The organism is Nonomuraea sp. NPDC049129 (assembly GCF_040648495.1).
Classification (GTDB): Bacteria; Actinomycetota; Actinomycetes; order Streptosporangiales; family Streptosporangiaceae; genus Nonomuraea.
This window is the reverse complement of the sequence record NZ_JBEZDU010000002.1, coordinates 12498-34537: the sequence shown is the minus strand read 5'-3', so window position 1 is coordinate 34537 and position 22040 is coordinate 12498. Positions and strand designations below refer to the sequence as shown.

The following is a 22040-nucleotide window of genomic DNA, read 5'->3' as shown; positions in this document are numbered from 1 at the left end:
TCTGGCGGGTGTCCCTCAGACGGGCGCTGGCGTGTGTGTGCCTCAGACGGGCGCTGGCGTGTGTGTGCCACAGGCGTTGTGGCGGTTGTGTGTGCTTCAGGCGGCCTCGTGCGGGTCTCAGACGGCGGCGTGCAGCCAGCGGACGGGCGCGCCGTCGCCGGCGTACCTGAACGGCTCCAGCTCCTCGTCCCACGGCCGGCCGAGCAGCTTGTCCAGCTCGTCCTCCAGCACCGCGCGCCCCTGGGCGGCCATCATCATCGCGGTGCGGAGCCGGTCCTCGGGGATCATGATGTCGCCCGCGGCCCCGACGACCGCGCTGAAGGCGCCGAGCGTCGGCGTATAGGCATGCCGGGACCCGTCGACACCCGGTGAGGCGTCCTCGGTGATCTCGAAGCGGATCCGCTGCCAGCCCATGAGGGAGGAGGTGATGGCCGCCGCGATGCCCGGACGACCCTCCCACTCCGCCTGCGCCCGCACGACATTGGGCGCAGCGGGTTGCGGCGTCCACGTCAGGTCCACGGGTACGCCAAGAACACCCGCGACCGCCCATTCGATATGAGGGCACAGCGCGGGCTGAGCTGAGTGGACGTAGAGCACGCCACAAGCAGACACCGGACCTCCCGATTCGGTACGAGGTGCGCCTTCCCCAACGGCCTCGCCCCGGGATGATCACAAGTGACTAGGGAGAGACTACCGTCGGTCGCTACTGCGCACCAGAGGGGGGCCATACCAACTTGGTGCCGCAGTGGCGTGTGACACGCGGGTGAGCGCGGAAAGATACCCGCTCATGGACATCCAATCTGTCGGCGAGTCGCTCATCCGGCCAGGTCAGATACTGACCGACCGGGGCGCGCTGTCCGCCGCGGCTCGCTGGACTCAGGCCGTCGCCGACGCCGACGGCGTCTGCGTGATCCACCTGTCACCCGGCGTCGACCCCATCGAGATCACCATGGATCTGCGGGAGCGCGGCTTCAGAGCCTCCCCCAACCATCTGCTCACGGGGCAGCCGCTGTTCTGGGGCGGGCCGGCGTCCCGGCCGTTCCCCACCTCGGCCGTGCCGTACAGACCGGGCAGAGCGCGCTCGGACGTCGTCGTGGGCCTGCTCGACACCGGGATCGCCCCGCACCCGTGGTGGGCCGACAGCGATTGGTACAAGGAGCAGCCCGGAGACGACGCCGAGATGCTCGAAGGCCCCCAGGCGGGCCACGGGACCTTCCTCGCCGGGCTGCTGCTGCGGCAGGCGCCGGGCGTGTCGCTGCGGGCGTGGCGGGTGCTCGACGGGCAGGGCGTCGGCGACGAGGCGGGCGTGGTCCGCGCCCTCAACCGGCTGCGCGAGCGCCCGCCGCAGGTCCTGAACCTGTCCTTCGGCTGCCACACCTTCGACGACCGGCCGCCGCCCCTCCTGGCCGACGCGCTGCGGAGCCTGACCGACACCGTCGCGGTGGCCTGCGCGGGCAACACCGCGAGCGAACGGCCGTTCTGGCCGGCCGCGCTGTCGGAGGTCGTCGGCGTGGGCGCGGTCGACGCGGCACAGGAGCACCGGGCGCCGTTCTCGGCCTACGGCTCCTGGGTCGACGCGTGCGCCCGTGGCGAGTGGCTGGCCAGCAGTTTCCTGGAGCGCGACGACTTCTCCGGCTACGCCGTCTGGAGCGGCACCTCCTTCGCCACGGCCCTGGTCGCGGGCGCCATCGCGAGCGCCGCCAAGGATCTGCCCGTCAAGGAGGCGGCCGGGCGAGTCCTTGACCCTGAGACGACCCGGCAAATTCCCGATCTGGGAGTTCTCATCAGGTCGAGTCTGTAGAGTTTACGCTCAGTCCTCGGCCAATCACGAGGAGGCAGGGTGGCCTCCTCGTCCGTCACGGCGAAGGAGGCCGCATGCACGAGCCACGCGATCCTGCGGAGCTGCTCAAGGCTGCGGCCGAAGACGACCACACGGCCTGGGATCAGCTTGAGTCCAGGTTCGGCTCGCGCATGTGGGCTGTCGCCCGCGCGTGCGGGCTGAACGAAGCCGACGCGGCGGACGCGGTCCAGGGTGCCTGGCTGCGGCTGCTCGAAAACCTCCACACCATCAGGGAACCATCAGGCGTCGGCGCGTGGCTGGCGACGACCACGCGTCGCGAGGCGCTTCTGATCATCAGGAAGGAACCACCCGGATTTCCCTCCTTCGACGTCGTACACGACCCTGATCCGGCGTCTGCCGTCCTGGAGGCCGACGGCAGGCACCTGCTTTGGAAGTCGGTCTCCGCCATGCACGAGCCTTGCCGTACCCTCCTCCAGCTGGTGGCGACGGATATGGGGAGCCAGCAGGTGGCGATGCGGCTCGGCATGCCCGTGGGCACCGTGGGTCCAACCAGGATCCGGTGCCTGGAAAAACTGCGCACCCTGCTCTCACTACAGGAGACGGTGCAATGATCAACGATGAGTATTTCCTGGCGGCTCTCCGGCTCGCCGCCGGGAGCGATCCGATCCCTGGGCATGTTTCCGCCGCCGCACGCGATGCCTTCGGACTCCGGGTCTCTCAAGCCGTTACCGCTCCGCCCGCCGACTGCGCCGCGCCCCGTGGCGTACGAGGCGGCGACGGTCCCGGCATGATCCGTTTCGTCGCGGCCGGCCTCACCTTCGATCTGGAGGTGACGGTGGGCGACGGACTCATCGACGTCGCGGGACAAGTGTTCCCGCATCCCGGCGAGGGCAGCCACGTCGATGTGAGGACCCCGCATCTGACGCTCACCAGGCGTCTTGCGCGTTCGGGCCAGTTCGCGGTCACCGGCCTGCCTCCGGGCTGGCTCAGCGTGGTCTGCCACCGGCCCGGCTTCGCACCCGTCCAGACCAGGTGGGTGCGGATCCGCCCATGACCAGCCGGGAGCCAGGCACCGCGTCCCACCCCCTGGCTCCCAACCCCTCCTCTACGAAGCTCAAGGCGCCATGATCGCAACGTCGGACGACCGTTCCGCCCCCGACACCATCGGGCCGCTGGTGGTGGCGGCCGAGACGGCGGTGCTGCGTTCGGTGGTCGATCCCCAGCAGGCGCTGCACGCCGGGCGCACCGTCCTGGCCGCCGCCCGGGCGGCGGACTGCGCCGAAGCCGCGGTGGTCGCCCACAGAGCGATGGCCCTGGCCGCCCGCGAGCTCGGCGATCTCGAGGCCGCGGAAGACCACCTCCGGCTGGCCATCGGCACTCCCGGCGCCACGCGACAGCGTCTGGCCCAGGCCCGGCTGTCCTTGGTGACGGTACGCACCGAACGCGGCCATCCCCTGCAGGCGCTCCGGGTCGCCGCCCTGGCCTGGGCCTACCTCTCCCCGCTCGACCGGGCCAAGCTCGACACCCAGCGCGCCGTCGCGCTCGCCCACCTGGGCCGCTACCAGGAGGCCATCGCCTCGTGCGACCGCGCGCTCCAGGCGCTCGTGGCCGCGCCGGGCACCATCGACGACCGCCGCTTCCTGGCCGGCGGTTTGCTCAACCGCGGCCTCGTCCACGCTTACCGGAGCGACTGGGACGCCGCGACCCGCGACATCACCGCCTGCCTGGAGATCTCCCGTCACGCCAGGCTCGACCACCTGGCCCGCCTGGCCGCCGCCAACCTGCCCTTCCTCGCGGTCCGTCAGGGCGACATCACCGGAGCCTTCGCCCACTACCGGGCGGCCGAGAACACCCTGTTCGGCTTCCCCGAGCGGCTGGCCACGATGCGGGCCGACTTCGCCGGGGCCCTGCTCGCCGCGCACCTCCCCGGCGAGGCCAGAGCGCTGCTCAGCCTGGCCGTACCCGATCTGGAATCGTCGGCCGCACTGGTGGCGCTGGCCGAGGCGCGGCTGAAGCTGGCCCAGGTGGAGCTGCTCACCGGCGACGCGCGCCGCGCGCTGGCCGTGGCCGAGCAGGCGGCGGTCGAGCTGGCCGAGCAGGACCGCCTCTCCTGGCTGCCGCTGGCCACGGAGGTGGTGCTGCGGGCCCGCCTCACGCTGGAGGGGTCCTCCCCAGACCTGCTCGACCAGCTGATCGCGTGCGCCGACGACCTCGAGAACGGTCCCGCCTTCCTGGCCGGCGCCGCCGCGCTGCGCCTGGTGGCCGCGGAGGCGGCGCTGGCGCTCGACGACCACCCGACGGCGTCGGCGCAGCTGGCCCGCCTCACGGTGCACGCCCAGCGCGTCGAACGCTGGGTTCCCGCCGGGACCCGCCTCACGTCACTGGCCTCGGAGTTGCAGGCCAAGCACCTCGAGCAGGTGTCACAGATCCCGGTGCTGGTGCGTCAGCACGCCCTCGCGCTGGAGGCGGCGCTGCGGGAGGACGTCGCCCAGGCGTTCCGCGCGGTCCACGACGGGCTGGCCGACATGGGCGGCAGCATGGACTCCTTCGAGGATCCTTCGCTGCGGGCCCACGCGGCGCGGGCGGGTGAGCGGCTGGCGGCGTTCGGGCTGACGATGGCGGTGCGTGACGGGTGCCCCCGGGAGGTGTTCGACTGGGCCGAACGCTGGCGGGCGGTGGCCGCTCCCGCGCACGCCTGCGGGCTGGCCGATCCCGACGCCGTGCGGGCCGGGCTGGGCGGCGCGGCGCTGGTCGAGTTCGTCGTCGAAGGCTCCTCGCTGCTGGCCGTGCTGATCACCGGCGAACGGCTCACGCTGCGGCGGCTGGGCGATGTGCGGTCGATTCGCGAGGCGCTCGTCCGCCTGCGCTACGCACTGCGCCGGGCCGCGCTCGGCGACGGCGGCGCCGCCGCCGCGGCCCGGGTCGAGCCGGCCGCGGCGGAGCTCGAACGCCTGCTGCTCCGGCCCCTGCACACCGAGCTCGCCGACCGGCCACTGGTCCTGGTGCCCGCCGGCCCGCTGCACACGGTGCCGTGGGGGGCGCTGCCGAGCCTGCGTGATCGGCCGGTGTCCGTGGCCGCGAGCGCGTCCGCCTGGCTGGCGGCCGGGCGGCGCGCCACCGTACCCGCCGAACGGCCCGTGATGATCGCCGCGGCCGGGCCGGGGCTGGCGCACGCGCGCGCTGAGGTCGCACAGGTGCTCGCCTGTCATCCCGGGGGACGCGAGGTGCCCGCCCGATCCGGGGCCGTGCTGGCGGCGCTGACCAGCGCCGACGTGCTGCATCTGGCGGCGCACGGGGTGTTCCACGCGCGTAGCCCGCTGCTGTCGGGCATCACGCTCTCCGACGGGCAGCTCATGGCGTACGACCTGCTCGGGCTGTCCCGGACGGCCGGGCTCGTGGTGCTGTCGGCGTGCGACTCGGGGATGGCGCACACGCCCACGGACGGAGCACCGCTCGGGCTGGCCGGAACGTTCCTGGCCAGGGGTACGTCCTGCGTCGTCGCGGGAATGGTGCCGGTGCGCGACGAGGAGGCGTTGGCGGTGATGTCCGCCTTCCACAGGCTCCTCGCCGAGGGCCAGGCTCCCGCCTCGGCCCTGGCATCGGCCTCGGCCAAGACGGGAGTGCTCGGCTTCGTGTGCTTCGGCGCGGGAAACCGGCGGTTCACCAGGGGCCGGGCAGGGGCTCAGCGCGCCGGGGACCGGGCGGGAGCTCAGCCGGTGACGACCGACGCCGGCGCTCAGCCGATGGCGATCGGCGCTCAGCCGGTGGCGGCGGAGGCTCAGCCGGTGGCGGAGGCTCAGCCGGTGGCGATCGGCCGGGTGGGGTCGGCGACCCACTCCGACCATGAGCCCACGTAGAGCGCCGCGGGCAGGCCCGCCACCTCCATGGCCAGCAGCTCGTGCGCGGCCGTGACGCCGGAGCCGCAGTAGGCTCCGGCCGGCACCCCCGCACCCACCCCGAGGGCGGCGAACCGCTCGCGCAGGTCGGCCGCGGGACGGAACCGGCCGTCGGGGCCGATGTTCTCCGTGGTCGGCGCGCTGACGGCACCGGGCACGTGCCCGGCAACGGGGTCGATCGGCTCCACCTCACCTCGATAACGCTCACCCGCCCGCGCGTCCAGCAGCACTCCCGATGTCGCGAGCGCCCCGGCCTCGGCGGCGCTCAGCAGTGGCATCCCGCCCGGCCTGGCGACGAAGTCACCGGGCGCCACCTCGGGCGTCTCCTTGACGACCGGCAAACCCGCGTCGGCCCAGGCGGACAGGCCGCCGTCCAGCACCCGGACGTCCGGGTGACCGAAGTAACGCAGCGTCCACCAGGCCCGCGCGGCGGCCATCGAACCCGTGTCGTCGTAGACGACCACCGGCCGTTCGCCGGACACCCCCAGCCGCCGCATCGCGCTCTCGAAGTCGTCCGGCTCCGGCAGCGGATGCCGCCCGGCCGTTCCGGCCGGCGCGGCGAGGTCGGCGTCGAGGGCGCAGAAGACGGCGCCCGGCAGGTGCCCCTCGGCATACATCTCGATCCCCGGCGGGCCGCCGAGCCGCCACCGCACGTCGAGCAGGGTCACGCCGTCCCGCGCGGCGAGCTCCTCGGGCGTGATCAACGGGCTCATCGGGTGCTCACCTCAGTTGCCATGAATGACCTCATCGGCTGCTTACCTCCAAGAGTGGTACGTGCTGTTCGGCCGTCGTCATCGAACCGTGGTAGCCGGTGAACAGCGCCTCGATCGGATGCGCGGTCGGCGCGGTGAGCGCCAGGTCAGCGTACGGGACGGCCACGACGTCGCCGATGCGCTCCAGCCATTCGGACCGCACGCGCGGCCCGAACCAGCCGGACTCGACCGCCTCCTGCCTCGACACCACCCATGCCCTGCCCGCCAGGGTCTCACGCCACGCGTCGAGCACCTCGGAGGCGGCGCCCGGCTCGGCGTACACGTGCCTGGCCCGCGCCTCCCCGCCGAGCATCGCCACGCCCCGGCTCAGCGCCGGGTCGGCCTCGGCGTCGACCTTGTCGGTCACGTTGACCATGCCGTGGTCGGCGGTGATGTAGAGGGCGGAGCCGGCAGGCAGGTCCGCGGCCATGCGCTCGGCCATCCGGTCGACGATTTCCAGCTGGTCGAGCCACTCCTCGCTGCCCCAGCCGGTCATGTGGCCCATCGCGTCGAGGTCGCCGTAGTAGACGGTGACGTGGGCTCTCGGCTCGGCCATCGCCGCGCGTACCCTGGCCACGCGCTCGTCGACGCTGTCGGCGGCCAGGTAGCGCACACCGCGGTAGACGGCCTCGGTCAGGCCGCTCCCCTCGAACTGGGCCGGAGCCACATAACTCGGCACGATCCCCGCGGCGGCGGCGCGCTGGAAGACGGTCTCGGCGGGCTGCCATCGGCTCGGCTCCATGAAGGCGCCGCCGGGCAGCGTCCAGCGCAGGCAGTTGAACAGGTGCCCGGCGCCCGGCACGGCCAGCATCAGACCCAGCATGCCGTGCTCACCGGGCGACACACCGGTGCCCAGCGAGCACAGGCTGGTGACGGTGGTGGCGGGGAACCCGGCGGTGAGCGTGGTCCGGGTGGCGGCGGCGAGGAAGGGCGCCCGGTCGGCGTGCGCTTGGAGCAGCTCGTCACCGAGCCCGTCCACGAGGAACAGGCAGACGCGGTCGGCGGGGGCGAGCTGGAGGGTGTTCGGCTCGGCCATGCCCAGCGCCGCGAGCAGCGCCCCGGGCAGCTCGGCCAGCGACGCGGTGCCGTAGCTGGGAATCAGTGGCGCGTATCCGCCCATGACGCTCCATTCCGTTCGTCCGACAACTCGATCACATGATCGCCGCCAAACCCGCTTGGTCGCCGCAAACCCAAAAGCGGATCTTGTTGTACGGCACCGCCAAGTAGGCGCAACCCGCCACACGTGGCTGAGGGCCTCCAGGAAAACGGCCGCTGAGCCCGGCGGGCGGTCTCTCCAACAGACCCCCTCCATCCGTTACGGCAAGCCGCACCCACCGCCACCCACCACACATGGCTAGGGGCCTCCAGGGAAACGGCCGCTGAGCCCGCACATGGCTGGGCGACGTTACGTGCGTATTCTTGGCCGTCTTCTTCGCTTGATCGGCTGGGCGCCGTACATATGGTGCGGGACTGTTCGTGAGGAATGTCCGGCTGGAGCGGCGCGCTCAAGCGCGGCCGCATGGGCACCGCGGATCCGGTAGATCCGGTGGTCGCGGCAGATTTGGTGAACGCGGCAGATCCGGTGGATCCGGTGGATCCGGTGGACGCGGTGGACGCGGTGGATCCCGTAGATGGTGTGGGCCAGTTGGGGCAGCCACCATCGCAGGCGCACGGCCGCCGTGGGCCGGACGCCGCCGCCGGGACGCTAGTAGCTGGGCGTGGCTCATCGACCCCGCCCGAGAGCGCCGTGCGCTGTCGCCGAGGTTCCCTCCTGGGCGTGGTCCCATGGACCGGAGTGCGCGTTGTCTGCATGCCTCTTGCCCTGGTGGCGCCGAGAGGGTGGGCGCCTGGGAGTGGTTTGTCAGGTCGTGGCGCGGGCGGTGGCCTCGGAGAGGGACTTGGAGAAGGCGAGGACGTGGTTGACCGCGTCGGGGCCGTCGGCCGCCTCGCTCACCCGGAGCGAGAGGTCGTCCGCGGTGATGGCGCCCGTGTAGCCGTGGTCGGCCTCGCAGTTCTCGTCGCCGCAGGTGGCCGGCTCAAGATCGACGTGGGAGATGGCGCCCCAGCCGATCGTGAGCGTGACCTCCGTGGGAGGGACGCCGGGCACGTAGGAGGCGGGGTCGGGGACGACACGGGTGACCGCCACCGACTGGACGCGGCTCAGGCGCACCGCCTCCGTCGTCGTGGAGGCGTGTGAGGTCGAGACGCCTTCCACCGCCGGGTGTTCGTCGGTGTGGCAGACCAGCAGCCTCGTCGTCGACAGCACCAGGACGGTGACGTGCCTGCGCACTTCCATCGCGGGATCGAAGGTGGCCTCATGATGGACCACGAAAGCGGTCACAGCCTCCTTGCCCAGCGCGGATTCGACCGCATCGGTGACGAGGTCGGGGTAGTAGCCGCTGCGCTCGATCGCTTCACGCAGGCCCGCGGCTGAGACTCGGGTTTCCCTCATGGGTCCATCCTGCCAGGACCGCGCAGTGCACTCACCCACCAGACATAACGCTCTATAACGTCTTTTATCCGTTATCTACGCGTACGGCCATGCGCAATTACCGGACGTGCCATTGCGCCTCATCACTGTCGCCGTGCCGACCACTCGAGTGACAAATGGTGAAATTTCATAGAAATGAGGTTTGGCGGCCCTCCGAGAACCACCGTCCAGCCGAACGCCTGGGGGTCCCAAGTTCGCGAACAGTGAAACGATCACAAGCTCTCAGAAGCGGCCAGTTACGGTCAAGACCCAAATTTTCCCGCAACGAGTCATCTCCATAGCAGAGCACGCTGGGTCCTATTGACGAGGCCTGCGCCAAAAGTTACGGTCAGGGCCGAAACCGAGCATAATCGAACACGCTCGCTGGAGGTACGGACATGACGCGATCCCCTCTGGTAACCCTGGCCGGGTTCATCCCACGCTTGTCATCACCGCCACTGCCTGAGGTCGACGGCCGGAACCCGGCCGGACTCAGGCCCGATGAGCGCCGTCTCGCCGCGAAGGGGACGTTATGAGGCGCCTGCTGGCAGGGGCGCTGTCGGCGGCTCTGCTGGCGGCGCTGCTCACCGTCCCGCTCGCGCCGGCGCAGGCCGCCGATCTGCGGATCGTCAACGGCGGTTTCGACGACGGACTGACCGGGTGGAGTGGATCGCACAGCCCGGGCGGTGTCACGGCCGTGACCTGGGACGGCCGCAGCACGGCGCGCGTCGCCGACGCCGAGCCGGGCAACGCGTACGGCAGGGAGAGCCTGCCGGGCCTGCCCGCCACCGCAGGTACGCGCTACACCGCCTACGCCCAGGTCTGGGCCGACAGCGGTAGCGCCGAGCTGTACCTGCGCTTCAGGGGAACCTCGGGCCAGCTCCTCGGCAGCGCGAACGCCTCGGTCACGGGCAAGCGGTGGAACGACGTCACGGCCTCCGGCGTCGCGCCCGCCGGCACGGCCTCGGTCTCGGCGCTCATCTACTCGGGCGTCGCCAATGTGGGCACCGCCTACTGGGACGAGGTGCTGATCACCAAGGACACGACCGATCTCGGCGTGCAGCTCGAGAGCAGCGTGCCCAACGCCACCACGTTCGCGGGCGGCGACGCGTACGCGATCTACACCGGCACCGCGGACGCCAACCCGCAGCTCGCGGAGATCGACCTGGCCACCGAGAAGGTGACCAAGAAGATCACGATCCCGGACAGCGCCGCCACGCCCACGGTCGGCGGCTGGGCGGCGACCACGGCCACCGACGGCAGCGTCTACCTCGGCACCTACCCCAACTCCAAGCTCTACCGGCACATCCCCGGCCAGACGACGGTGACCGACCTCGGCAGGGCGGAGGGCGGCTACTCCTTCATCTGGGACCTGGAGGCGGGAGCGGGCGGGAAGGTCTACGGCGGCACCTACAACGACGGCCGCTACTTCAAGTACGACAACGGCGCCTTCACCACGATCGGCAGCGTGCCCATCGTGGCCGGTGCGCAGTACGTGCGCAGCCTCGCCCACGACCCGGTCGCCAACGCCACCTACCTGGGCACGGGGACGAACGCCGCGCTGGTCAGGTTCGACAACGTCACAGGGCGGACCGACAGCCTCCTGCCCGCCGCCTACGCGGACAACTCCATGGTGGGCGGCCTCACCTGGACAGGGGGCAGGCTGTTCGCCTGGATCGACCGTACGCTGCTCGTCCTGCAGATCATCAAGAACGCCGACGGCTCCTACCGGGCCGTCACCGACGCCACGATCACCGATGTGGACCTGCACCACTCACCGGCCGCCGACGGCAAGGTCTGGCTGGTCAAGGACGGCCTGCTGCAGTCCTACGATCTGGCTGCCAAAACCGTGCGGGCGACGACCGTACAGCCCGGCTTGGACGTCACCGGCTACACCTGGGCGGACGGCACGCTCATCGGTCTCGGCGCGGCCGGCGACGGCACCAGGATCTTCAAGTACGCGCCCGCGACCGGTCAGTGGAGCAGCCGGGTCGTCGGCGGCACCCCGGTCCTGCCCGCCGCGATCAACGCGCTCGGCGCCGGACCCGACGGGAAGATCTACACCGGCGGCTACCTGACGGGTGGCACCGGCGTGTACGACCCGCTGCGCGGCGACGCCGACGACGGCAGCCCGGACACGCCCACCCGTACCGGACTCAGCCAGACCGACAGCCTGCTGGCCCACGACGGGCGGCTCTACATCGGCGCCTATCCCTCGGCCAAGCTCTACAGCTACGACCCGGCGGGGCCGTGGCCGCCCACGCTCAGGTACACCGGCGGCGCGGTGGGCGACAAGGCCGACGACTGCGAGCCCGGTAACGGGCCGCCGCCGCAGGACCGCCCGTACGCGCTGGCCGGCGGCCCCGACGGCACGGTGTACATGGGCACGGTGCCCAAGTACGGCAAACGCAGCGGCGCGCTCACCATCTGGAAGGACGGCACGGCGGGCCGGACCGTGTGCGTGGTGCGGGACCAGGCCGTCGTCTCGCTGGCCTACGCGGGCGGCAAGGTGTTCGGCGGCACCTCCACGCGCGGGGCGCTGGGCATCGACCCCGTCTACGCCCCGGGAGCCTCGGCCACCCTGTTCTCCTACGATCCCGCGACCGGCGCCGTACGCACCCACCCGCTGCCGCTGACCGCGCCCAAGGCCGTGACAGCCCTCACCGAGGTGGACGGCGGGCTCTGGGGCCTGGCCGGTGGATCGCTGTTCACGCTCGACCCGGCCAGCCCCGACGCGATCACCGTGAAAAGGCTGTTCGCCGACCCCGACTACACCGCCAAACCCAGCCTGGCCTGGCGCGATGGGGTTTTGCTGACCGTGGACAAGGATCCGGGCGGTGTGTACGGCACCTCAGGCGACCAGCTCTTCCGGATCGACAAGTCGACCAAGGCCATGACGGTGCTGCTGACCGACCCGGGGATGGAGGGACTGACGGCTGACAGGTTCGGCAACCTCTATTACAAGATCAACGAACGGCTGCACAGGCTCACGGTGACGGCGCCATAACCGATCTCCCCCAGCACCACGTCCCAGAGAAGGACTTGAGCCCGTGAAAAGACTGCTTTCGGCGTTACTCTCGCTGCTGGCAGGCGTGGCACTCGCGGTGGTCGCCGTGCCCGCCCTCCCCGCCCAGGCCGGAATCTGGCATGAGTATCCGTCCGCGGCCAACAGAACCTGCAATGACACCCAGACGTACAACGGGACCGCCTACCAGGTGTGCCTGGAGTTCAACGCCCCCCGTACGCAGGTACGCGCGGTGGCCTTCATCAACCCCGGCGCGTACACCAACTTCCAGGTCAACCTGACCCTGAAGTTCGGCGGGGGCGGCCCGACCATCGCCGATTCGTGCCCGACGATGACCACGAACGCCAGCCGGGCCTGCTACACGGCGTTCACCGATCTCAGACGTCCCTACGCCGTCGCCGATGCCACCTTCGGCATCGCCGGAACCTGGCGGCCGACCGTCCGGGCCCTGGATATGAGGCTTTCGCTCAAGCAACAGGAGAAGTCGAACTGGTGCGGGCCCGCCGCCGTGCAGATGACGCTCGCCACGATGGGCTACTCGGCTCCGCCGCAGTCCGAACTGGCCGACAAGCTGGGCACCGACGAGGCGATCTACGGCATCACCTGGCCGGGACGGATCCCGGGCGTCATCAACCAATACCTGTCGGCCTCTGACTGGCAGTACTCGTTCGAAGGGCTGGACGTCAGCATCGACCAGACCCGCAAGATCGTCTTCGACCGGATCATCACCTCCCTGTCCCGCGGCAATCCAGTGATGATCATCGTGAAACCCGGCGCGTTGCCGTGGAACAACCAGGCCTCTCTGTTGCGGCACTACCTCGTCATTCACGGATACGGCGGCTTTTACACCGACGGGTCCTTCTATCCCACGACGTTCAAGGTCGCCGACCCGGCGGACGCGAGCGAACACTCCATCGACGCGCTGAACCTCGTCCTGGACAACGCGGGCACGGCGTGGAACTGGATCGACAACGTCGCGATCGTGCACGGCTGACCGAGCCCTTGGCCGCCCTCGGGCTCTCCGAGGGCGGCGGACGGTTTCGGGGAGGTGGACGGCCCGTCCGCCTCCCCGAAGGCCGAGCAGGGACGATCAGGCCAGCCTGCGGGGGCCGCCGTCCGGGCGGGGGCCCGGTGGGGTGCGGATCGTGGCGCGGGCGCCCAGGATGATGACGCCCTCCCGGCCCACCAGCACCTGGTCGAGCTCGAGACGGGCCACCTCCGGCAGGTCGTTGGCCAGGCGGCCCACCCTGACCAGGAGGTCCTCCAGGGCGTCGACCGCGACAGGCGGGTAGCCGTACTCGCCGAACAGGAGCGGGGCCCCGCGGACCGAACGCACCAGCCCGGCGGCGTCCTCGCCCGTCAGTGGTGCGAGCCGGAAGCCCTGGTCGAGGAGGAGTCGCGCCGTCACCTCGCCCAGCCCGAACGACACGACGGGGCCGAACGCCGGGTTCTCGGTGACACTCACCACGGTCGGTACGGCGGGCTGCGGCGCCATCCGCTGGACCGCCAGCTCCACGTCCTCGCCGAACTGGGCGACGAACTCGGCGTGGGCATGCCGCACGCTGTCAGGCCCCGCGAGCCCGAGGCGTACGGTCCCGGCCCGGCGGGCGGCCTCGGCGCCGGCCACCTTGAGCACCACCGGCCAGCCCAGCCGTTCGGCGGCCACCACCGCCTCGTCCGGGGATCGCACCACCTCGGCCGGCCAGACGCTCAGCCCGTAGCAGGCGAGCAGCTCGGCGACGTCGGCGGCGTCGGCCTCGACCGGCGGGCCGGGCTCGGCGAAGAAGCTCCGCGCGGCCGCGGAAGACGCGGAAGCAGAAGCAACGGAGGCGGAAGACGCGGAGGCGGACGCCGCAGAAGCGGGTGCCGTGGATACGGAAGCCGCGTCATCGGCCGGGGCAGTGGTGGTGGTGGCCTGGTGGAGGGCGTGGTGGATCAAAGTGCGGGCGCGCTGAGAGTCGATGTCCGGGAGTTCGGGGGGTGGTAGTGACGGCTGGGCGCGCCATCTCGCGTAGCGGACCACGTACTCCAGTGCCCTGACCGCCTCCTCCGGCGCCGCGTACGACGGGATGGACCCCCGCGAGGGCACCGAGCCCACCAGCAGGTCGGGGTGCATGCCGAGATGCCCCTGGAAGGTGGCGAGCACCGGCTTGGCCGAGTCCCGCGACACCCGCAGCAGCTCGGCCGCGACCGCCGAGTCCTCGCCGGGGATCGGCGGCATGTAGATCACCACCACCGCGTCCACCGACGGCGAGTCGAGCCGGTCCGCGAGGGCCGTACCGAAGGCGACGGCCCCGGCGCCCGCCCCCAGGTTGACCGGCGGCAGGGGCTCCAGGCCCGCGGCGACGCAGGCGTCGGCGGCGAGCAGGCCCAGGGCGTCGGAGTTGGTGACCAGCCCGACCCGAGGACCGGCGGGCAGCGGCTGATAGGCCAGGAGCTGGCCCACGTCGAACAGCTGGATGAGGTCGTCCACCCGGATCAGCCCCGCCTGCGAGAACAGCGAGCTGACCGCCGAGTCGGGCAGCCCGAGCGCCTCGGCGGAGTGACCGGCGGGCGTGCCGCCGCTCTTGACGACCACGATCGGCTTGCTGCGGGCCAGGCGCCTGGCAAGGCGGGTGAACTTGCGTGGATTGCCCAGTGACTCCAGGTAGAGCAGGATCACCTCGGTCGAGGCGTCCTCCTCCCAGTATTGGAGCAGGTCGTTGCCCGACACGTCGGCCCGGTTACCCGCCGAGACGAACGACGAGATGCCCATCCCCCGCTGCGCCACCCGCTGGAGCAGGGCGGTGCCGAGCGCGCCCGACTGGCTGAAGAAGCCGACCCGGCCCCGGCCCGGCACGGTCGCGGCGAGCGTGGCGTTGAGCTTGACGGCCGGGTCGGTGTTGGCGATGCCGAGGCAGTTGGGCCCGACCACGCGCAGGCCGTACGCGCGCGCGATGCGGGCCAGCTCGTCCTGCCGCTCACGGCCCTCGGCGCCCGTCTCGCCGAACCCGGAGGAGACCACGACCAGCCCGTGCACGCCCTTCTCCGCGCATTCCTTGACCACCTCGATGACGCCGGAGGCGGGCACTGCCACCACGGCCAGGTCCACCTGGTCGTCGATGGCGCCCACGCTCGGATAGGCGCGTACGCCCGCCATGGCGCGTACCTCACGGTGAACCGGATAGACGGGACCGCTGAAGTCGGCGGCGAGCAGGTTGCGCAGCACGGTGTGACCGACTCCCCCCGGCTCGCGCGAGGCGCCGATGACCGCCACCGAGCCGGGCGCGAGCAGGCGAGCGATGGACCTGGCCTCGGCGCGGTGTTCGCGGGCGGTCGTCACCTCGGTCGAGGTCTGCGTGGGGGTGAGGTCGAGCGTCATGCGGACGACACCGTCGGCGAAGGAGCTCTCGGCCGTGTATCCGGCCTGGCGCAGGACGCCCATCATCTTCATGTTGGCCGGGAGCACGTCGGCGACGAAGCGCTCGATGCCGCGTTCGCGGGCCGTGGCGGCCAGGTGCTCCAGCAGCACCGAGGCCACTCCCCTGCCCTGGTGGGCGTCCTCGACGAGGAAGGCCACCTCGCCCTCACCGGGCCCCGTCTTGTCGTAGCGGATCACGGCCACCATCTCGGTGCCGATGGTGGCGATCAGCGCGACCCTGTCGACGTAGTCGACGGTGGTGAACCACGAGACCTCCTTGTCGGAGAGCCGTGGCCTGGGGCCGAAGAAGCGGAAATAGATGGATTCGTCGGAGAGGCGGGAGTAGAAGGCGCGCAGTCTGTCGGCGTCGGCGGGCTTGATGGGACGCACATGGGCGGTGCCGCCGTCCGCCAGGACGACGTCGGCCTCCCAGTGAGCCGGGTACGGAGCCTCCACAGTCCCGAGCGTAGACCCGTGTCCCGAATGCCACGCCCGGCAGGGCCTATTGGGCAACGCTTGTGCATCGACTGCCCCCCTGTGTCCGGGGTCCGCCCCACGGGTAGGCCGGAAGCTGTTAGTTTTGCCGTGGCCAGGCTCGTTCTGAAGGCAGCAAGGTGGTGGCATCATGACGCGGGTCGTCGTGGTGGGCGATCTCATGACCGACGCGGTCGCTCGCGCCCGTTATGCGCTCGCCAGGGCGAGCGACACTCCGGCGATCGTGACGATGCACGGCGGTGGATCAGGGGCGAACATCGCTTCCTGGCTGGCCGTCGAGGGTGCCGAGGTGGCCTTCATCGGCCGCCGGGGCGCCGACATCACCGGTCGCAACCGTGACATGGAGCTGATGGGTTACGGGGTCGACGCCCGGCTTGTCATGGATCCTGAGCGGCCGACCGGCACCTGCGTGGTGCTCGTCACGCACAAGGGTGAGCGGACCATGCTCTCCGACCCGGGCGCCAACGCGGCGCTCTCGCCGGAGGATCTGCCGCGCGACCTGTTCGGCGGCGGTCATCTGCATCTGTCCGGCTACACCCTGATCAACGAGGGGTCCCGCGACGCGGGGCTGGCCGCGCTCGATATGGCTCGCCGGTCCGGGATGTCCATCTCGGTCGACTGCTCGTCGTCCGCGCCGTTGGAGCGTACGGGGGCGGAGCCGTTCCTCGAGTGGACCAACGGGGTCAAGCTGCTGTTCGCCAACGTCGATCAGGCGAAGGTGCTGACCGGCCGCGACGATCCCGAGGCCGCGGCCAAGGTGCTCACCGCCTGGTTCCCGCAGGTCGTGATCAAAATGAACGACGAGGGAGCGCTCTGGTTCGGCAACAGCCGAGCCGAGCCGGTCCGGGTCGACGCCGAGCCGGTCGAGCGGATCGTCGACGGCACGGGAGCGGGCGACGCGTTCTGCGCCGGGTTCCTGCCGCCGTGGCTGGAGGGCAAGCCGCCGTCCGAGGCGCTGACGGCCGGCTGCCACCTGGCGGCACAGGCGATTGTTCATCTGGGAGCGCGCCCGCGCCTCTAGTGCGATCTTTCCGGTGCCCTTTATCGTAAGAATCCTTATCGTAAGTTTTATCGCAAGAGCCCTCGATAAGGACGATAAGGAGCCGGATGCTGGGCGTGCGTCCGTTACGGCCAGGCGACCCCGTGTCGGTTGGCTCCTATCAGGTCACCGGGTTCCTCGGCGAGGGCGGCCAGGGCAGCGTCTATCTGGGGACCTCCCCGAGCGGCGAGCGGGTGGCGATCAAGCTGCTGCACGCCAGGTTCGCCGATGATGAGCAGGCCGTACGACGCTTCCGGCGCGAGGCTGAGGCCGCCCGGCGGGTGGCGGAGTTCTGTACGGCTCGGGTGCTCGAGGTGGGTGCCGTCAACGACCAGCCGTACATCGTCGGCGAGTACGTGGACGGCCCGTCGCTGCAGCGCCAGGTGTCCGGGGACGGCCCGCTGCGGGGCCAGGCACTGGTACGGCTGGCCATCGCGACCGCCACCGCGCTGGCCGCGATCCACCGGGCCGGGGTGATGCACCGCGACTTCAAGCCGAGCAACGTGCTGCTGGCTCCCGACGGGCCCCGGGTGATCGACTTCGGCATCGCGCGGGCGCTGGACGTGAGCCAGAGCCTGACGACCAGCGTGGTGGGCACGCCCGCGTACATGGCGCCGGAGCAGTTCCACGGCGAGCCGTCACCGGCCAGCGACGTGTTCGCGTGGGCCGGGACGATGGTGTACGCGGCCACGGGGCACAGCGCGTTCGGGTTCGGGGCGCTGCCGGTGGTGATGCACCGGATCCTGAGCATGGATCCGGACCTTTCGGGAGTGCCAGAGCCGCTCGGAGCGCTGCTGTGGACGGCGCTGGGCAAGGATCCCCGGCGGCGGCCGACGGCGGAGCAGGTGCTGGGAGAACTCATCCGGACGAGCGCCCCTCCTCCTCCGCCACCGGCCACCGCCTCCCCACAGGCCGCACCACCTGCGGCGGCGTACCCAGGGGCCGCACCCACGGCCGGGCCGCACGGGAGTTCCGGGCCACAGGCGCCTGGTGGGCTTCGCTGGGAATCCGGGCCTCAGGTGCCTGGGCCGTACCCGCGACCCACGGATCCCGGTGGTGTCACGCCCGTGACCGCGCCCGGCGTCCGGCGGCGTGGTGTGCTGGTGTCGGTGGGGGCGGTGGCCACGGCGCTCGTGGTGGGCCTCGCGGCGTGGATCTTCATCCGCAACCTCCCCGGGACGGGACCGAATGGCGGGCCGACGACCCCGGCCACGACGGCGCCCACCGGCTTCGACGCGGCCGTCGCGGCAGTCGCCAACCCGTCCGCCAAGACCGGCGGCACGCTCCACCTGGCCTCGGCCTACAGCCTGGACTCCTCCGATCCGGGCAACACCTACTACCCCGACGCCATGAACGCCATCCGCCTCTACGGCCGGTCGCTGACGATGTTCAAGCCCGTCCCCGGTCAGGCCGGCACCCAGCTCGTTCCCGACCTGGCCGAGTCCCTGGGGCAGGCGAGCGACGGCGGGAAGACGTGGACCTACCGGCTGCGCGACGGCGTGAAGTTCCAGGACGGCACGCCGATCACCGCGGCGGACGTGAAGTACGCGGTGCTGCGGAGCATGGACAAGGTCACCTTGAGCAATGGCCCCACCTACTTCGACACCATGCTCGACCTGCCCGCCGGTTACCAGGGACCGTACAAGTCGCCCGACGCGAACACGGACTCGGCCATCCAGACGCCGGACGACCGCACGATCGTGTTCCATCTCAAGCAGCCGTACGGGGCCTTCGACAACCTCGCCCAGCTGCCCGAGACCGTCCCCGTACCCAAGGCCAAGGACACCGCCGCCAAGTATCGGTACGCGGTGATCTCGTCGGGACCGTACAAGTTCGAGAGCGCGACGGACAACAAGATCGTCCTGGTCCGCAACCCGAACTGGGACCCCGCGACCGACCCGAACCGCAAGGCCCTCCCGGACCGGTACGAGCTCCAATTCGAACTGGCCGCAGCCGACGCGAGCGCCAAACTGCTGATCGGCCAGGCGGAGGTCAGCTCGCCGATCGCGACCTTGGACTCGACCAAGATCTACGACAATCCCGCGTACAAGAGCCGCGCCGACGCCCCCGTCGGCTCCCGGATCCGCTATCTGGCGATCGATCCGCAGGTACCGCCGTTCGACAAGGTCGACTGCCGCCGCGCGGTGATCCGCGCCCTGGACCTGTCGACGATCAACCGGGCCGTCGTCGGCGGGCTGAACCAGGGCGGCCAGATACCGACCTCGCTCGTGCCGCCGCTGATCCCCGGCACGCACGCGCCCCTGCCGGGCCTCACCGCCTCGGGCGACACGACCGCCGCCAAGGAGTCACTCGCCGCCTGCGGCAAGCCCACCGGGTTCAGCACCACCTACATCTACCGTGACACCTTCGGGGAATCCGCCGCCGCGCAGGCCGTGCAGGCGTCACTGGCCAAGATCGGCATCAAGGTGCAGCTGCGGGGCTACCCGATCACGGACTTCCACGCGAAGTACGGGGGCAATCCCGAATATCTCAAGAAGGCGGGTGTCGGCCTGATCGCCAGGGCGTGGGCGCCTGACTGGCCGGATGTGGAGACGTTCGTCTCCCCGCTGGCCGACAGCAGGGAGATCCTGGAGAAGGGTAACTCGATCAACGTGAACGTCCGCCTGCCCGCGCTCGACGCCCTCATCGACACGGCCAAGCGCGAACTCGACGCCACCACGCGCGCCCGGCGCTGGACCGAGGTCGAGCAGAAGATCGCCGACGAGGCCGTGCTGGTGCCGCTCTCCTGGGAGCGGTCACTACTCGTACGCGGCCTGAAGGCGACCAACGTGCACGTCAGCCCGGTCTACGGCGGCTATGACCTGGTGACAATGGGCGTCAGCTGACCGTCGCCAGGGCCAGCGGCAGCACGGCCGGGGCGCCCGCGTGGCGGACGAGCGCGGCGGCGAGCGTCATCGTCCAGCCGGTGTCGATGCGGTCGTCGATCAGCAGGACCGGACCGCCGCACGCCGCCACGGCGGCGCCGACCTCCTTCGGCATGGCCAGCGTCGCCCTCACCGCCTGAACCCGCTTGGCGCTGTTGAACTGCTTGCCCGGCGAGCCGTCGCGATAGCCGAGCTCGCCCAGGTAGGTCAGCCGCCCGACCTGCGCCAGCCGCTCGGCGAAGCCGCGCACGAGCAGGGGCCGCGACGTGGACGGCACGTTGACCACGGCGACGGGCCGCTCCCGCCAGTCCCACGCGGACAGTACCTGGATCACGGCCTTGAACATGTCGTCGGCCATCGGCCCGTCGGCGCCGTTGAACAGCTCGCGCAGCCGGTTGCCCCAGCCGATGTCGGTGAGCCGCCCGAGCGCCCGGCCCGGCTCGGCGCCGAGCTCAGGCTTGATGCGGCCGGACAGGTCGGCCAGGCCGGTCGGCCACTGCCTGCGCGCGTCGATCTCGACGCCGGGCCTGGTCAGCCGCTCGCGGGCGCCCGCCACGGCCTGCTCGGCGATCTGCGGCGAGCGGTGCTCCCCGGTGCAGTTGTCGCATCTGCCGCACGGGCCGGCCGTCTCGTCGTCGAGGTGGCCGCGCAGGTAGCGTTCGCGGCATTCGGTCGTGGTCAGGTAGCCGAGCATGGCCTCCTGCTCGGCCTTGCGCTCGCCGGCGATGCGGGCGTAGCGCTCGGCGTCGTAGTCCCACGGCTCACCGGTCGCCTCCCAGCCACCCTTGACCCTGCGGACGGCACCGTCGACGTCGAGAACCTTGAGCATCATCTCCAGCCGACTCCGGCTGAGATCGACGGCCGACTCCAGCGCGGGGGTGGAGAGCACGCCTCGCTCTTCGAGCGCCTGGAGCGTGGCTCGCACCACCGGCTCGGGCGGGAACGCCAGCGAGGTGAAATAGGCCCAGATGTCGCGGTCTTCGGTGCCGGGCAGCAGGATCACCTCGGCGCGTTCGACACCGCGTCCGGCCCGGCCGACCTGCTGGTAGTAGGCGACGGGCGACTGCGGCGCGCCCACGTGGACGACGAACCCGAGATCGGGCTTGTCGAAGCCCATCCCGAGCGCGCTCGTCGCCACCAGCGCCTTGATCTTGTTGTTGAGCAGCGCCTCCTCGGCGGCCAGCCGCTCGGCGGGATCGGTCTGCCCGGAGTAGGAGGCCACCTCATATCCCTGGTCACGCAGGTATCCGGCGATCTCGTGGGCCGCGGCAACGGTCAGCGTGTAGACGATCCCGGAGCCGGGCAGCTCGCGCAGCGCCTGGGACAACCACGCCAGCCGCTGCTCGGCGGTCGGCAGCCGCACCACGCTCAGGTGCAGGCTCTCCCGCTCCAGCGGCCCCCGCAGGACCAGCGTGCCCTCACCCATCTGCTCGGCCACGTCCCGTGTGACCCGCGCGTTGGCGGTGGCGGTGGTGGCGAGCACCGGGATGCCCGGCGGCAGCTCGTTGAAGAGCGTGGCCAGTCTGCGGTAGTCGGGCCGGAAGTCGTGGCCCCAGTCGGAGATGCAGTGCGCCTCGTCGACCACGACCAGGCCGGCGCTCTCGGCCAGCTCGGGCAGCACGTTGTCGCGGAAGTCGGGGTTGTTGAGCCGCTCGGGGCTGACGAGCAGCACGTCGATCTCCCCGTCGGCCACCTGCCCGTAGATCTCCTCCCACGCCTCGGGGTTGGCCGAGTTGATGGTGACGGCCCGGATCCCGGCCCGCTCGGCGGCGGCGATCTGGTTGCGCATCAGGGCGAGCAGCGGCGAGACGATGACGGTGGGCCCGTCGCCGAGCTCGCGCAGCAGGGCGGTGGCCACGAAGTAGACGGCCGACTTGCCCCAGCCGGTGCGCTGGACGACGAGGCACCGCCGCCGGTCGATGACCAGCGCCTCGATGGCGGCCCACTGGTCATCGCGCAGCCGAGCGTGCTCACCGGCGAGCGCTCGCAACCGGGTCTCGGCCTCTTCACGCAGCATCTCGGCGTCTGGGGCGTCAATCATGAAGTCCTTGTTACCAGCTCCCACCGACCATTGGCGCCCATTGGTACGGTCCGGACAACCCCTTTCCATCCGTTACGGCAAGCCACACCCACCGCCACCCGCCGCACATGGCTGAGGGCCTCCAGGAAAACGCCCGCTGACCCCGCACAGGGCCGGGCGCCGTTACGTGCGCATTCTTGGCCGGTGGCGGCCAGTGGTTCAGCCGGTGGTTCCCCCAGCGGCTCGGCCGGTGGGGC

14 protein-coding genes are annotated in these 22040 nt (G+C 71.1%); 8 read left to right on the top strand and 6 right to left on the bottom strand.

What is annotated here, in order from left to right:
- Window positions 1-117 precede the first annotated feature (117 nt).
- Window positions 118-612, bottom strand: coding sequence for a DUF3145 domain-containing protein (locus AB0B64_RS05165; RefSeq protein WP_357940353.1), 495 nt, complete (start codon window positions 610-612; stop codon window positions 118-120).
- 175 nt (window positions 613-787) lie between these two features.
- Here AB0B64_RS05165 and AB0B64_RS05160 point away from each other — a divergent pair, with 175 nt between their 5' ends.
- The 4 genes from AB0B64_RS05160 (at window position 788) to AB0B64_RS05145 (ending at window position 5658) form a co-directional block, all read left to right on the top strand.
- Entirely contained in the window at window positions 788-1801 is a 1014-nt protein-coding gene (locus AB0B64_RS05160) for a S8/S53 family peptidase (protein ID WP_358174845.1), read from the top strand.
- Window positions 1802-1875: 74 nt separating this feature from the next.
- Window positions 1876-2412, top strand: coding sequence for a sigma-70 family RNA polymerase sigma factor (locus tag AB0B64_RS05155; protein ID WP_357940349.1), 537 nt, complete (start codon window positions 1876-1878; stop codon window positions 2410-2412).
- A complete protein-coding gene (locus AB0B64_RS05150) occupies window positions 2409-2855 on the top strand; it encodes a hypothetical protein (RefSeq protein WP_225288994.1) in 447 nt (148 codons plus the stop codon). Before AB0B64_RS05155 ends, AB0B64_RS05150 begins: the two co-directional genes overlap by 4 nt.
- A 70-nt stretch (window positions 2856-2925) precedes the next feature.
- The gene (locus AB0B64_RS05145; protein ID WP_358174842.1) at window positions 2926-5658 is read left to right on the top strand and encodes a CHAT domain-containing tetratricopeptide repeat protein; all 2733 of its coding nucleotides are present in this window, start codon (window positions 2926-2928) and stop codon (window positions 5656-5658) included.
- Here AB0B64_RS05145 and AB0B64_RS05140 read toward each other — a convergent pair.
- The 3 genes from AB0B64_RS05140 to AB0B64_RS05130 all read right to left on the bottom strand — a co-directional run bounded on the left by AB0B64_RS05140 (window position 5598) and on the right by AB0B64_RS05130 (window position 8901).
- Window positions 5598-6410: a sulfurtransferase gene (locus AB0B64_RS05140; RefSeq protein ID WP_358174839.1), complete on the bottom strand. Its 813-nt coding sequence runs from the start codon at window positions 6408-6410 to the stop codon at window positions 5598-5600. The two genes, AB0B64_RS05145 and AB0B64_RS05140, sit on opposite strands and share 61 nt — an antisense overlap.
- 31 nt (window positions 6411-6441) lie before the next feature.
- Window positions 6442-7569 carry an alkaline phosphatase family protein gene (locus AB0B64_RS05135; protein WP_357940343.1) on the bottom strand — a complete coding sequence of 376 codons (1128 nt, stop codon included), beginning with the start codon at window positions 7567-7569 and terminating at the stop codon, window positions 6442-6444.
- Between the two features lie 741 nt (window positions 7570-8310).
- Complete coding sequence (locus AB0B64_RS05130) at window positions 8311-8901, bottom strand: DUF5998 family protein (protein ID WP_225288990.1); 591 nt, start codon at window positions 8899-8901, stop codon at window positions 8311-8313.
- 550 nt (window positions 8902-9451) lie between these two features.
- Here AB0B64_RS05130 and AB0B64_RS05125 point away from each other — a divergent pair.
- Together AB0B64_RS05125 and AB0B64_RS05120 are read left to right on the top strand one after the other, a co-directional pair.
- Window positions 9452-11926 (top strand): hypothetical protein, encoded by a 2475-nt coding sequence (locus AB0B64_RS05125; RefSeq protein WP_358174836.1) that lies wholly within the window; start codon window positions 9452-9454, stop codon window positions 11924-11926.
- A gap of 43 nt (window positions 11927-11969) precedes the next feature.
- The gene (locus tag AB0B64_RS05120; protein WP_357940339.1) at window positions 11970-12938 is read left to right on the top strand and encodes a C39 family peptidase; all 969 of its coding nucleotides are present in this window, start codon (window positions 11970-11972) and stop codon (window positions 12936-12938) included.
- 96 nt (window positions 12939-13034) lie between these two features.
- On the opposite strand, the gene AB0B64_RS05115 is transcribed toward AB0B64_RS05120, so the two are convergent.
- Complete coding sequence (locus AB0B64_RS05115; RefSeq protein WP_357940337.1) at window positions 13035-15800, bottom strand: GNAT family N-acetyltransferase; 2766 nt, start codon at window positions 15798-15800, stop codon at window positions 13035-13037.
- Window positions 15801-15969: 169 nt separating this feature from the next.
- Between AB0B64_RS05115 and AB0B64_RS05110 the strand changes: the two genes are divergently transcribed.
- Complete coding sequence (locus AB0B64_RS05110) at window positions 15970-16860, top strand: sugar kinase (RefSeq protein ID WP_358174833.1); 891 nt, start codon at window positions 15970-15972, stop codon at window positions 16858-16860.
- A gap of 86 nt (window positions 16861-16946) precedes the next feature.
- Window positions 16947-19724: an ABC transporter substrate-binding protein gene (locus tag AB0B64_RS05105; protein ID WP_358174830.1), complete on the top strand. Its 2778-nt coding sequence runs from the start codon at window positions 16947-16949 to the stop codon at window positions 19722-19724.
- Here AB0B64_RS05105 and AB0B64_RS05100 read toward each other — a convergent pair.
- Window positions 19717-21804, bottom strand: a complete 2088-nt coding sequence (locus tag AB0B64_RS05100; RefSeq protein ID WP_358174827.1) for an ATP-dependent DNA helicase RecQ — start codon at window positions 21802-21804, stop codon at window positions 19717-19719. The genes AB0B64_RS05105 and AB0B64_RS05100 overlap by 8 nt on opposite strands.
- Between the last annotated feature and the right edge of the window lie 236 nt (window positions 21805-22040).

Excerpts from the sequence above, each read along its gene's own strand:
- AB0B64_RS05125 (WP_358174836.1), top strand. The coding sequence starts at position 9,452 with ATGAGGCGCCTGCTGGCAGGGGCGCTGTCGGCGGCTCTGCTGGCGGCG.
- AB0B64_RS05150 (WP_225288994.1), top strand. The coding sequence starts at position 2,409 with ATGATCAACGATGAGTATTTCCTGGCGGCTCTCCGGCTCGCCGCCGGG.
- AB0B64_RS05105 (WP_358174830.1), top strand. The coding sequence starts at position 16,947 with ATGCTGGGCGTGCGTCCGTTACGGCCAGGCGACCCCGTGTCGGTTGGC.
- AB0B64_RS05135 (WP_357940343.1), bottom strand. The coding sequence starts at position 7,569 with ATGGGCGGATACGCGCCACTGATTCCCAGCTACGGCACCGCGTCGCTG.
- AB0B64_RS05155 (WP_357940349.1), top strand. The coding sequence starts at position 1,876 with ATGCACGAGCCACGCGATCCTGCGGAGCTGCTCAAGGCTGCGGCCGAA.
- AB0B64_RS05145 (WP_358174842.1), top strand. The coding sequence starts at position 2,926 with ATGATCGCAACGTCGGACGACCGTTCCGCCCCCGACACCATCGGGCCG.
- AB0B64_RS05110 (WP_358174833.1), top strand. The coding sequence starts at position 15,970 with ATGACGCGGGTCGTCGTGGTGGGCGATCTCATGACCGACGCGGTCGCT.
- AB0B64_RS05160 (WP_358174845.1), top strand. The coding sequence starts at position 788 with ATGGACATCCAATCTGTCGGCGAGTCGCTCATCCGGCCAGGTCAGATA.
- AB0B64_RS05130 (WP_225288990.1), bottom strand. The coding sequence starts at position 8,901 with ATGAGGGAAACCCGAGTCTCAGCCGCGGGCCTGCGTGAAGCGATCGAG.
- AB0B64_RS05140 (WP_358174839.1), bottom strand. The coding sequence starts at position 6,410 with ATGAGCCCGTTGATCACGCCCGAGGAGCTCGCCGCGCGGGACGGCGTG.
- AB0B64_RS05100 (WP_358174827.1), bottom strand. The coding sequence starts at position 21,804 with ATGATTGACGCCCCAGACGCCGAGATGCTGCGTGAAGAGGCCGAGACC.